The 11,508-nt window shown below is 69.8% G+C and carries 14 protein-coding genes and 1 pseudogene; 7 read left to right on the top strand and 8 right to left on the bottom strand.

The window, feature by feature from the left end:
- The 3 genes and pseudogenes from AB0C29_RS15960 to AB0C29_RS15950 form a co-directional block, all read right to left on the bottom strand.
- Nucleotides 1-767: pseudogene (locus AB0C29_RS15960) on the bottom strand (hypothetical protein); the annotation flags it as partial.
- Nucleotides 768-800: 33 nt separating this feature from the next.
- The gene (locus tag AB0C29_RS15955; RefSeq protein WP_360820772.1) at nucleotides 801-1,223 is read right to left on the bottom strand and encodes a MarR family winged helix-turn-helix transcriptional regulator; all 423 of its coding nucleotides are present in this window, start codon (nucleotides 1,221-1,223) and stop codon (nucleotides 801-803) included.
- A 9-nt stretch (nucleotides 1,224-1,232) separates the two neighbouring features.
- Nucleotides 1,233-1,958 (bottom strand): phosphotransferase, encoded by a 726-nt coding sequence (locus AB0C29_RS15950; RefSeq protein WP_360820770.1) that lies wholly within the window; start codon nucleotides 1,956-1,958, stop codon nucleotides 1,233-1,235.
- Between the two features lie 61 nt (nucleotides 1,959-2,019).
- Between AB0C29_RS15950 and AB0C29_RS15945 the strand changes: the two genes are divergently transcribed.
- From AB0C29_RS15945 to AB0C29_RS15935, 3 genes are read left to right on the top strand one after another with little or no spacing between them, the layout of a single operon-like run.
- Nucleotides 2,020-2,469, top strand: coding sequence for a helix-turn-helix transcriptional regulator (locus AB0C29_RS15945; RefSeq protein ID WP_360820768.1), 450 nt, complete (start codon nucleotides 2,020-2,022; stop codon nucleotides 2,467-2,469).
- Nucleotides 2,470-2,474: 5 nt separating this feature from the next.
- A complete protein-coding gene (locus AB0C29_RS15940) occupies nucleotides 2,475-2,885 on the top strand; it encodes a VOC family protein (protein WP_360820766.1) in 411 nt (136 codons plus the stop codon).
- Between the two features lie 49 nt (nucleotides 2,886-2,934).
- The gene (locus AB0C29_RS15935) at nucleotides 2,935-5,292 is read left to right on the top strand and encodes an excinuclease ABC subunit UvrA (protein WP_360820764.1); all 2,358 of its coding nucleotides are present in this window, start codon (nucleotides 2,935-2,937) and stop codon (nucleotides 5,290-5,292) included.
- 31 nt (nucleotides 5,293-5,323) lie between these two features.
- On the opposite strand, the gene AB0C29_RS15930 is transcribed toward AB0C29_RS15935, so the two are convergent.
- Entirely contained in the window at nucleotides 5,324-5,746 is a 423-nt protein-coding gene (locus AB0C29_RS15930; RefSeq protein WP_360820762.1) for a GNAT family N-acetyltransferase, read from the bottom strand.
- Nucleotides 5,747-6,620: 874 nt separating this feature from the next.
- Between AB0C29_RS15930 and AB0C29_RS15925 the strand changes: the two genes are divergently transcribed.
- On the top strand, nucleotides 6,621-6,764 hold the full coding sequence (locus AB0C29_RS15925) for a hypothetical protein (protein WP_360820760.1): 144 nt from the start codon (nucleotides 6,621-6,623) through the stop codon (nucleotides 6,762-6,764).
- 55 nt (nucleotides 6,765-6,819) lie between these two features.
- Complete coding sequence (locus AB0C29_RS15920) at nucleotides 6,820-7,776, top strand: tyrosine-type recombinase/integrase (RefSeq protein WP_360820758.1); 957 nt, start codon at nucleotides 6,820-6,822, stop codon at nucleotides 7,774-7,776.
- Here AB0C29_RS15920 and AB0C29_RS15915 read toward each other — a convergent pair.
- The 4 genes from AB0C29_RS15915 to AB0C29_RS15900 all read right to left on the bottom strand — a co-directional run bounded on the left by AB0C29_RS15915 (nucleotide 7,773) and on the right by AB0C29_RS15900 (nucleotide 10,367).
- The gene (locus AB0C29_RS15915) at nucleotides 7,773-8,594 is read right to left on the bottom strand and encodes an alpha/beta hydrolase (RefSeq protein ID WP_360820756.1); all 822 of its coding nucleotides are present in this window, start codon (nucleotides 8,592-8,594) and stop codon (nucleotides 7,773-7,775) included. The genes AB0C29_RS15920 and AB0C29_RS15915 overlap by 4 nt on opposite strands.
- Nucleotide 8,595: 1 nt before the next feature.
- Nucleotides 8,596-9,015: an organic hydroperoxide resistance protein gene (locus AB0C29_RS15910; protein ID WP_360820754.1), complete on the bottom strand. Its 420-nt coding sequence runs from the start codon at nucleotides 9,013-9,015 to the stop codon at nucleotides 8,596-8,598.
- A gap of 18 nt (nucleotides 9,016-9,033) precedes the next feature.
- The gene (locus AB0C29_RS15905; RefSeq protein WP_360820752.1) at nucleotides 9,034-9,483 is read right to left on the bottom strand and encodes a MarR family transcriptional regulator; all 450 of its coding nucleotides are present in this window, start codon (nucleotides 9,481-9,483) and stop codon (nucleotides 9,034-9,036) included.
- A 92-nt stretch (nucleotides 9,484-9,575) separates the two neighbouring features.
- Nucleotides 9,576-10,367, bottom strand: coding sequence for an endonuclease/exonuclease/phosphatase family protein (locus AB0C29_RS15900; RefSeq protein WP_360820750.1), 792 nt, complete (start codon nucleotides 10,365-10,367; stop codon nucleotides 9,576-9,578).
- Between the two features lie 166 nt (nucleotides 10,368-10,533).
- Here AB0C29_RS15900 and AB0C29_RS15895 point away from each other — a divergent pair, with 166 nt between their 5' ends.
- Both AB0C29_RS15895 and AB0C29_RS15890 read left to right on the top strand, forming a co-directional pair.
- Nucleotides 10,534-11,004, top strand: a complete 471-nt coding sequence (locus AB0C29_RS15895; protein WP_360820748.1) for a heme-degrading domain-containing protein — start codon at nucleotides 10,534-10,536, stop codon at nucleotides 11,002-11,004.
- A gap of 3 nt (nucleotides 11,005-11,007) precedes the next feature.
- On the top strand, nucleotides 11,008-11,397 hold the full coding sequence (locus tag AB0C29_RS15890) for a VOC family protein (RefSeq protein WP_360820746.1): 390 nt from the start codon (nucleotides 11,008-11,010) through the stop codon (nucleotides 11,395-11,397).
- Nucleotides 11,398-11,508: the final 111 nt, after the last annotated feature.

Genomic DNA, 11,508 nt, shown 5'->3' with positions numbered 1-11,508 from the left:
CCCGGGCCGGCCGCGGTCGCCAGCAGCTCCAGCGCCGCCCCCGGCGCCAACGCCCCGATCGTCAGCACCGAAGCGCCCAGCAGGTCCGACAGCAGCCGCCGGCTCGTCACGATCGCCACGCTGTGCGCCCCACCGGGCAGCAGATACCGCACCTGGGCGGCGTCACGGGCGTCGTCGAGCAGCACCAGCACCCGCCGGTCGGCGACCACCGACCGGAACCGGGCCGCCAGCTCCACCACCTCACCGCGCAGCTCGTCGTCCGGACGCCCCAGCGCCCGCAGGAACCGCACCAGCACCGCCTCCGGCGGCACCGGATCAGCCGACGCACCCCGCAACGCGGCGAACAGCTGACCGTCGGGATAACTGTCGCGGGCATCGTGCGCGGCCCGCAACGCCAGCGCCGACTTACCCGTACCCGGGGCGGCCGCGATCACCACCAGCTGCGAGCCGCCCTCGACCGCCGCCCGTACCGCCGCCAGCTCCGCACCCCGCCCGACCAGCGCCGGAGCCGCCGGCAACTCAGCCGGAGGGTGGGGGAGCACCGCCAAGGCGCGACCCGGCTGCGGCTCGGCCAGCCGCTGCTGCCACCACCCCAGCGCGACGCCCACCACAGCCAGCAGACCCACCAAAGGCCAGGCCATCCACGTGTACGGCCGCAGCGCCCCCGGCAGCACCCCGCCCGTGGCCACGTTCACAGCCACCGCCAGCAACACGGAGAACAGCCCCGACGTCACGACCAGCAACGGCACGACCCGATGCCGCATCATGCCCCGAAACATACATGCTCGTCACTTTTCGCCTCAGCGGGCGGCACGCACCTTGCCCAGCGTGTCCGCGAACCGGGCCAGCGCCGCCGGCGACAGCACCCCGCCCAGCAGCTCCGCCAGCGCCCGCTCGAACACCACATCGGCCGCCGCCAGCGCCGCCGACCCCGACGGCGTCAACGCGATCAACGACGAACGCCGGTCCTGCGGGTTCGGCCGGCGCACACAATGACCGGCCGCCTCGACCCGGTCCACCACCTTGCTCGCCGCCCCCACGGTGATCTGCAACTGCGCCGACACGTCCAGCACCCGGCACCCCGGCGTCGCCGCCACCACCCGCATCGGCATGAACTGCCCCAACGGCAACGCGCACTCCCGGCTCAGCCGCGCGTCCACGGCGTTCCACACCGCGATCTCCAAACCCACCAGATCGTCGAAAAGCCGCCGGAGATCCGTCACCGCCACACCCTAACGCTGCCCCGGAAGCGCCTTCCCCAGCTCGGCGGCGTGCGCCGCGGTCCACGCGTACGCGGCCCGGACCGCCTCGACCACCCCGGCCTCCCGCAACCGCAGCATCGCCGGCACCCCCGCCGCGGCCCCCGACTCGATACCCCGCCAGCAGCGGTCCTGCCACCACAACACCGTCTCCACCAGCAACGGCAGGTCACCCCAGCCGTACGCGTCCGCGACGACCCGTACCCGCCGCGCCGCGTCCCCGACCGCGACCGCCGGCCCCAACGGCACGAACTGCCAGCACACATGAGCCACGTCCTGCACCCGCGACCCCGGCCCCGCGATGTCCCAGTCGATGAACGCCACCGGCCGCCCACCCCGGAACACCGTGTTCTTCGGCGACAGATCGTGATGACACACGACCTCCTGATCGCCGGCCAGCACCGAACCCGCAGTCAGCTCATGGAACTCGCGCACCAAAACCGCCACCGCCGCCAGCGCGTCCTCACCGACCGGGGGAGCGCCATCACCCCACGGCACCTCACCAGCGACAAAACCCAACACCTGCCGCCCACGATCATCAACACCGAGGAACCGCGGCGCGCCCGCCCAGCCCCGCTCGGCGAACAACTCCAGCAGACCCCGGACAAAATCGGCATCCGCCGGGGGAGCCTTCCGCACCGTCGCCCCCACCCGGACCGCCCCACCGACAAACCCACCCGGCAACGACACCTCCGCCATCACCCCATCCTCACCCCCGACGGGCTACGCAACCACAGCACGGCATGGCACGATTTCGCGTGTGACCAGCCGACCCGCCGCAGCGCAGCACCTCAGCGACCTCGCCCGGCTCCGCCGCGTCCGCGACCGCATCGACCGCGACTACGCCCAGCCCCTCGACGTCGAAGCACTCGCCCGCGGCGCCAACATGTCCGCCGGACACCTCAGCCGCGCCTTCAAACTCGCCTACGGCGAATCGCCGTACTCGTACCTGATGACCCGGCGCATCGAACGCGCCATGGCCATGCTGCGCCGCGGCGACCTCAGCGTCACCGACGTCTGCTTCGCCGTCGGCTGCTCCTCCCTGGGCACCTTCAGCACCCGCTTCACCGAACTCGTCGGCGTACCACCCAGCGTCTACCGGCGCGAGGTCGCCGGCACCACCGCCGGGATGCCGTCCTGCGTGAGCAAGCAGATCACCAGACCGATCAGGAATCGAGAAGCCGCGGCCCCCGCACCCCACCTAGCCTGATCAGCATGGACATCGTCATCCACAGCAGCTACCTGCCGCACAACGACCCCGACGCCGCCCTGGCGTTCTACCGCGACACCCTCGGCTTCGAAGTCCGCAACGACGTCGGCTACAACGGGATGCGCTGGATCACCGTCGGCCCCCCGGAACAACCCGGCACCTCCATCGTCCTGCACCCACCGGCCGTCGACCCCGGCACCACCGACGACGAACGCCGCACCATCACCGAGATGATGGCCAAAGGCACCTACGGCGGCATCAACCTCGCCACCAAGGACCTCGACGCCACCTTCGGACGCCTCCAGGCCGGCGACGCCGACATCGTCCAGGAACCCACCGAACAGCCGTACGGGATCCGCGACTGCGCCCTGCGCGACCCCGCCGGCAACATGATCCGCATCCAGCAACTGCGCTGACCACACCCCGTCGCCCCACCCTGGCCGCCCCGCACAGATGGAGTCCCGCATGAGCCCGCAGAACACCACACGGCACGACCTGATCCGCGTGCGGGGCGCCCGGGTGAACAACCTCAAAGACGTCAGCATCGAGATCCCCAAACGCGAACTCACCGTCTTCACCGGCGTCTCCGGCTCCGGCAAGAGCTCCCTGGTCTTCGGCACCATCGCCGCCGAGTCCCAGCGCCTCATCAACGAGACCTACAGCGCCTTCCTGCAGGGCTTCATGCCGACCCTGGCCCGCCCCGACGTCGACGTCCTCGAAGGCCTCACCACCGCCATCATCGTCAACCAGGAACGCATCGGCGCCGACCCCCGCTCCACCGTCGGCACCGCCACCGACGCCAACGCCATGCTGCGCATCCTGTTCAGCCGCCTCGGCCAACCCCACATCGGCTCACCCCAGGCGTTCTCCTTCAACGTCGCCTCCATCAGCGGCGCCGGCGCCGTCACCATGGAACGCGCCGGACAGACCGTCAAGGAACGCCGCACCTTCAGCATCACCGGCGGCATGTGCCCCCGCTGCGAAGGCCGCGGCTCCGTCACCGACTTCGACCTGTCCGCCCTCTACGACGACACCAAATCCCTCAACGAGGGCGCCATCTCCGTACCCGGCTACAGCATGGACGGCTGGTCCGGCCGCATCTACCGCGGCTGCGGCTTCTTCGACCCCGACAAGCCGATCCGCCGGTACACCAAGAAGGAACTGCAGGACCTGCTCTACAAGGAACCCACCAAAGTCAAGATCGAGGGCATCAACCTCACCTTCACCGGGCTCATCCCATCGATCCAGAAGTCGATGCTGAGCAAAGACGTCGAAGCCATGCAACCCCACGTCCGCGCCTTCGTCGAACGGGTCGTGACCTTCACCGCCTGCCCCGAATGCGACGGCACCCGGCTCAGCGAAGCCGCCCGCTCCTCCAAGATCAAAGGCATCAGCATCGCCGACGCCTGCGCCATGCAGATCAGCGACCTCGCCACCTGGGTCGGCGACCTCACCGAACCCTCCGTCGCGCCCCTGCTCACCTCCCTGCACCACACCCTCACCTCCTTCGTCGAGATCGGCCTCGGCTACCTCTCCCTCAACCGCCCCTCCGGCACCCTCTCCGGCGGCGAGGCCCAACGCGTCAAAATGATCCGCCACCTCGGCTCCGCCCTCACCGACGTCACCTACGTCTTCGACGAACCCACCATCGGCCTGCACCCCCACGACATCGAACGCATGAACAACCTGCTCCTGCGCCTGCGCGACAAGGGCAACACCGTCCTGGTCGTCGAACACAAACCCGAGACCATCGTCATCGCCGACCACGTCGTCGACCTCGGCCCCGGAGCCGGCACCGCCGGCGGCACCATCTGCTACGAAGGCACCGTCGACGGCCTGCGCACCAGCGGCACCAGCACCGGCCAGCACCTCGAAGACCGCGCCACCCTCAAGAAGACAGTCCGCACACCCACCGGCACCCTCGAAATCCGCGGCGCCACCGCCAACAACCTCCGCGACGTCGACGTCGACATCCCCCTGGGCGTCCTCTGCGTCGTCACCGGCGTCGCCGGCTCCGGCAAGAGCTCCCTGATCCACGGCTCGGTCCCACCCGGCGCCGGCGTCATCTCCGTCGACCAGGGCGCCATCCGCGGCTCCCGCCGCAGCAACCCCGCCACCTACACCGGCCTGCTCGAACCCATCCGCAAAGCCTTCGCCAAAGCCAACGGCGTCAAACCCGCCCTGTTCAGCGCCAACTCCGAAGGCGCCTGCCCCACCTGCAACGGCAACGGCGTCATCTACACCGACCTCGCCATGATGGCCGGCGTCGCCACCCCCTGCGAAGAATGCGAAGGCAAACGCTTCCAGGCCGCCGTCCTCGAATACCACCTCGGCGGCCGCGACATCAGCCAGGTCCTGACCATGTCAGTAACCGAAGCCGAAGAATTCTTCAGCACGGGGGAGGCCCGCATCCCCGCCGCCCACGCCATCCTGCAACGCCTCACCGACGTCGGCCTCGGCTACCTCAGCGTCGGCCAGCCCCTGACCACCCTGTCCGGCGGCGAAAGGCAACGCCTCAAGCTCGCCACCCACATGGGCGGCACCGGCGGCACGTACGTCCTCGACGAGCCGACAACCGGCCTGCACCTCGCCGACGTCGAACAGCTCCTCGCGCTCCTCGACCGCCTCGTCGACTCCGGCAAATCGGTCATCGTGATCGAACACCACCAGGCAGTCATGGCCCACGCCGACTGGATCATCGACCTCGGCCCCGGAGCAGGCCACGACGGCGGCCAGATCGTCTACGAAGGCACCCCGGCGGACCTGGTAGCTGCGAAATCGACACTGACCGGCGAACACCTCGCCGCCTACGTCGGAAGCTGACCCGAACGCCGGCCCAGGGGAGCGGTCAAGGTCAAGCAGACCTGCGCATGAGGCGGGACTGCCCGACCTCATCGGTGAAACCCCACCGACGGTAGAACGCAACCAGGTCCGGCTGACAGACCAGCTCGACGCTCCGGACGCGGCCGACCCACGGATGGGCCAGCACCGCGTCCATGATCATCGCGCCGATGCCGACACCTCGAACGTCGGGGGCCGCGACGACATCAAGGATCAGCGCCAGCTGTGTGCGGTCGGTCAGCACCCGGGCGAAACCGACCAACCGTCCCGACGACCTGTCGGTCACGCTCACCACGACATCAGACCCGGCGAGAAGGTCGCGGGTCTCGGTCTCCGTGCGGCCGGCCGCCCACCACGCCGAGGCGAACAACTCCAGCAGCTGTGGCACCGGGATGGTCTCGACGTCGTGAGAGACCTCGAACGCGGAAGCGGTCACGGCCTTACCGTCCCAGATCACCTCGGCAGCCGCCGCCCTGACGTGACCAGGACTCCAGCATCCGGGTCATCGACGCAGGCCGAATGCCGTCTCGCGGGCGCAGCGTCCGGGTCCACCTCGGCAGCCGCCGCCCTGAAGTGACCGGGACTCCAGCGTCCGGGTCATGGAAGCGCCCGACGGCCGTGGACCGGTCTAGCAGGGGGCACGGGCTCGCTGATGGCGGCGGAGAAGTCGGCGGGCCGGATGCTGTTTCGCGGGCGCGTTGTGTCAGCCCGCGAGGGCTGATGAGTCGTGACCGAGAAGATCACGGCGATCGGGCATCCGGCGCGCCTTCGGGGCGGGGCGCGAAGCGGGGCCGGATTCCAGCGGTCCATCGACCAGATTCGCTCACGGTCGTCTGGTCGATAATTGACATTATGTCAACCTGAGCGTGGAAGAGGGGTCGGAGAGCCTGAAACGGCGGCTGGCCACGAAGCGAAATCTCAGGAGAACCCGTCTGGTGGAACCGGCTGCTGAACCCGCGCCCCGGCACACAGCGAGACGCCGTCAGCAAACTCCCGTCGTGCGCCCGGCCTCAAGATCGCCGGCGGCACACGACGGACGGGATCGGCCGCGGAATCCGGCGTTCCCGGCGGAAGATCGTCGGCAGGAAAGGCGGACGCGGCTGACCCACGGATGACCCAGCACCGCGTCGGAGTCAGCGTCGCCAGGAACGGTCGAGCGAAACCGGGCGCTCCCGGCGTCGGGGTCAGCGTCGCCAGGAACGGGGCGCGGGTTCAGCGAAACCGGGCGCTCACGGCGTACCGGAAAGGCTGCCGGCGGCGGACCGCCCAGCGGACGCAGGCGATCTTTCTCCGGGCGTAGCGTCACCGCCATGAGCAAGCCGTGGACGTGCCGGCTCGGCTGGCACAAATGGACCAGGCACTCCACCGAGGACGGCCAGCCGTTCCTGCAGTGCAGCCGCTGCGACAAACAAAACCCTTACAACAAGATCCCACCCGAAGCCGGTCTCGGCTGAAACCCGACCAGCGACGGGACCCCACCAAGACGGTATTTCCTGCATAATATTCCTTATGCAGGACGAACAAGACATCAAGGTAGAAACTCTCATAGAAGACTTCCTCGGCGCAAGAGCCGTGCGGAAGCCGTCCGAGCACACCCTGATGGCCTACCGCCGGGATCTCACCACCGTCCTGCGGCTCATCGGCGAAGACGTCACTCTGAGTGACCTCTCCCCCAAGTCTCTGCGGGCCGCCTTCGCCACCTTCGCCGCCGGGCGGGCCCCCGCCTCGGTCTATCGGTGCTGGTCCAGCTGGAACTCGTTCTTCGGCTTCCTGGTCGTGGACGGCGTCGTCGCCGGGAATCCGATGCCTGCCGTCGGCAAGCCCAGAATGGCGGTCCCCTCCCCCAAGCCGCTGCGTGGTGAGGACACCCCGGAGCAGCTTCTGCAGGCGGTCAACCAGCCTGACGAGCGCCAGCGCGACCCGTGGCCGGAGCGCGACGTCATGGTCCTGGCTTTGGCGCTGTGTGCCGGGCTGCGGTTGTCGGAGCTGCTGGCGTTGAAGGCGGGTTCGGTGCTGGGGCGTCCGGGTGAGCGGCGGGTCGAGGTCGCCGGCAAGGGTGGCCGGCCGCGGACGGTGCCGATCGAGCCGGAGCTGGATGCTGTCGTCGAGCGGTATCTGGACAGCCGGCGGGTGCGGTTCGGGCGGTTGCGGCCTGGTGATCCGCTGCTGCTGGATCGTAAGGGCGCGCCGCTCAAGCGGGGTGGGTTGCAGTATCTGGTGGAGTCCTGTTACCGGCGGGCGGGGATCACGGATCGGGTGCCGCGGGGTGCGCAGTTGCATGCGTTGCGGCATACGTTCGCGACGCGGCTGGCGGAGGACGGGGCGAATGCTTCGGAGATCATGCGGTTGCTGGGGCATGCGTCGTTGACGACGTCGCAGGGTTACATCGAGGTGACGGCGGCGCAGCAGCGCGCGGCGGTGCGGGCGAACCGCACCAACCGCGCGCTGGGTGAGCTGGCCGGTTAGCTGTTCAGGAAGCTGAGCAGGGCTTCGTTGAACTCGGCGGGGTGGCTGGCGTTGATGCCGTGGGGGCCGTCCTTGATGACGACGAGCCGGCTGCCCGCGATGGCTTCGTGGGTGCGTTTGCCGCTGTGTTCGAAGGGCACGATGGCGTCGCTGTCGCCGTGGATGATCAGGGTGGGTACGTCGATCTTGGCGAGGTCGCCGCGGAAGTCGGTGAGGCCGAAGGCGGCGATGCAGTCGAGGGTGCCCTTGGGTGAGGCGATGTGGGCGAGTTCCTGGGCGTAGCGGACCTGGGAGTCGCTGACTTTCAGGGTGGTGCCGGCGGTGAAGAAGCCGGTGGCGAAGCCGTCGACGAAGGCGATGCGGTCGGTGGTGACGCCTTGCTGGAAGCTTTTGAGGGTGGCGTCGTCGAGGGCGCCGTCGGGGTTGTCGTCGCTCTTGTAGAGGTACGGCGGGACGGCGCCGGCGAAGACGGCTTTGGCGATCCGGTCGCTGCCGTAGGTGCCGAGGTAGCGGGCTACTTCGCCGCCGCCCATGGAGAAGCCGACGAGGGTGACGTCGCGCAGGTCGAGGTGGCGCAGCAGGGCGTCGAGGTCGGCGGCGAAGGTGTCGTAGTCGTAGCCGTCCCAGGTCTGGGTGCTGGCGCCGAAGCCGCGGCGGTCGTAGGTGATGACGCGGTGGCCGTCGGCGATCAGGGCCGGGATCTGGGCTTCCCAGCTGCGGCTGGACAGGGGCCAGCCGTGGATGAGGACGACGGGGTTGCCGGTGCCGAAGTCTTCGTAGTGCAGTTCGACGCCTGGGGCTGCGGTGAGGTGGGTCATGTCAGGCCACCGTCAGGGTGACGTCGACGTTGCCGCGGGTGGCGTTGCTGTACGGGCAGACCTGGTGGGCGGCGTCGAGCAGGCCGCGGGCGGTGGTCTCGTCGAGGCCGGGGAGTTCGGCTTCGATGGCGATGGTGAGGCCGAAGCTGCCCTGGCCGTTGGGGCCGATGCCGACGTCGACGGTGATGGCGGTGTCGGTGAGGGTGATCTTCTGCTTGGCGGCGACGAGTTTGAGGGCGCTGTGGAAGCAGGCGGCGTAGCCGGCGGCGAAGAGTTGTTCGGGGTTGGTGAGGTGGCCGCCGGGTCCGCCCATCTCCTTGGGGACGGCGAGGTCGAGGTCGAGGACGCCGTCGCTGGAGCGGGTGTGTCCGCCGCGTCCGTCGCCGGTGGCGGTGGCTGAGGCGGTGTAGACAGCGCTCATGGTTGGGGCTCTCCTTGCCTAGATGGTGCTGGTGGCGGCTGCTGTGTCGCGGATGCGGCTGAGCAGGTGGTGCAGTTGGGTGAATTCCTCGATGGTGAGGTCGAGGGCGCAGGCGAGGCGTTCGGGGATGTCCGCGGCTCGTTGTTCGAGGGCGGCGCCGGCTGCGGTGGGGCTGATCCAGACGGTGCGTTCGTCGTCGGTGCCGCGTTCGCGCTGGATGAGGCCTTGGTGTTCGAGGCGTTTGAGCAGGGGCGAGAGGGTGCCGCTGTCGAGGTGCAGGGCGGTGCCGAGGTCGCGCACGGTGAGCCGGCCGCGGTGCCAGATGACGCGTAGGGCGATGTATTGGGGGTAGGTGAGCCCGAGGGCGTCGAGGGCGGGGCGGTAGAGGCCGGTCATGGCGCGGGAGGCGGCGTGGAGTTCGAAGCAGATCATCTGCTCGAGTCCGGTGGTGGTGTCGGTGCCTGCCATGCGATGAACGGTAGTGCGCTATTTAATTGTGCACAACTAATCTGTGCGTGAGCGTCGTCTCAGCGGTCATCGCGGTGAGGAGCCGGCGGGGCTCAGTCGGCCGGTGGCGGGTCCAGGTGCACGACCAGGGGCCGGTGGTCGGAGACGCCCACGGCGGGGGTGCGGACCTGCAGTACGGGCCCGAGCAGGCCGGCGCCGCGCGGGTCGGCCAGGATGTGGTCGAGTTGCGCGCGCGGGGCCGGGCTGGGGTAGGTGGCCTTGCGGGCCAGGGGGCGCCAGCCGGAGAACGCGCGTACCGGGCCGGAGGGCATGTTGAGGTCGCCGAGCAGGACCCGCGGTGCCGGCAGGCCGCGCAGGGCGCGGACGGCGGCGCGCAGCTGGCGCACGTTCCAGCCGGGGACGAACGACAGGTGGGTGTTGGCCACGGTCATCGGGCCGGTGGGGGCGTCGATGACGGCGGCGATGAGCACCCGCGGCTCGTCCTTGAGCATCATGAGTCCGCCGCCCGGGCCGGGGATCCACACCGGGGAACGCACCGGCGCGGCGGGCAGCTGGGTGATCTGCCAGCGCAGCACGGGCCAGCGGCTGACCAGGGCGATGCCGTACAGGGGGTGGGCGTTGTCGTCGTCGGAGCGCCAGGGCTGCCACTTCTCCCCCGGGGTGCCCACGACGGCCGCGGCGAAGCGGTGTGCGGGTGCGCCCATGGCCTCGGCGGCGATGGCGGTCAGGTCGAGCAGGCCGCTGCGGGGCTGGGCGCGGTCGACCTCCTGCAGGCCCAGCACGTCGACGTCGAGGTCGGCGACGGCGGCGGCGACCCGGTCGGCGTGTACGTTGCCGTCGGACAGGGACCGGCCGTGCAGCAGGTTGAAGGTGGCCAGGCGCACGGGGTAAGACCTTAGCCGGGATGAGGGGTGGGGGCTGTGTTCAAAGCGGTGTGCTGTGCCATGACGGTGTTCGTGATCCTGGGGTCGCTGGGGATCTGGCTGCGGCGCAGCCGTGGTCGCGGGTGATCTTTGCCGGAGAGGTGATCTTTGCCGGACAATGGGCGCCATGACCGACGACGATCTCATCTCCCGGCTCGAGGAGCAGGAGCAGCGCCTGACGTTCGCCCGGTTCGACAACGCCGACGCGTGGCACCTGGGCAGCCTGCTGGTCGACCTGGCCACGACCCGGGAGCTGCCGGTGGCGGTGGACATCCGCCGGGGCACGCAGCAGCTGTTCCACGCGGCGCTGCCGGGCAGCACGGCCGACAACGACGTGTGGATCGCCCGCAAGGTGCGCGTGGTGGAGCGTTTCGCTGCGTCGTCGTTCCTGGTCGGACGGCGGCTGGCGGCCAAGGGCGACGCGCTGGACGCCAAGTACGGCGTCGACCCGGCCGACTATGCCGCGCACGGCGGGGCGTTCCCGGTGCGGGTGCCGGACGTGGGCGTGGTCGGCGTGGTGACGGTGTCGGGGCTGCCGCAGGCCGACGACCACGCCCTGGTGGTCGAGGCCATCGAGACCCACCTGAGCGGGGCGTGAGGAATGTCGCTGAACCCGGTGCGTCACATCACGATCGACGCCCATGACCCGCACGCGCTGGCCCGGTTCTGGATCGAGGTCACCGGCTACCTGCCGGACGAGGAGCCCGACGACGACGAGGTGCTGATCACCGCGCCGGTGCCGGACGCGCCCGGTCTGCTGTTCATCCGGGTGCCGGACGACAAGGCCGGCAAGAACCGGGTGCACCTGGACATCCAGCCGCCGGCCGGCACCCGCGACGAGACCGTGCAGCGGCTGCTGGCGGCGGGCGCGACCGTCTACGAGGATCACCGCACCCCCGACGGGATGGGGTGGGTCACCATGCGGGACCCGGAAGGCAACGAGTTCTGTGTCGAGCGCAGTGCCGCCGAGCGTGGCCTGACCCCGTCGTGAACGACCCGGAGCCGGTGGCGGGCCTGACGCTGCGGCCGTGGCACGACGACGACGCGGCCGCGTTGATCTCCGTGGTGGGTGACCCAATGCTGGAGCGCTGGACCAGTGTGC

Origin of the sequence: Actinoplanes sp. NPDC048791, from assembly GCF_040650095.1 — a bacterium.
In the GTDB taxonomy this organism is placed as follows: Bacteria; Actinomycetota; Actinomycetes; order Mycobacteriales; family Micromonosporaceae; genus Actinoplanes.
The sequence above is the reverse complement of the archived record's forward strand: the minus strand, read 5'-3'. Positions and strand labels throughout refer to the sequence as shown.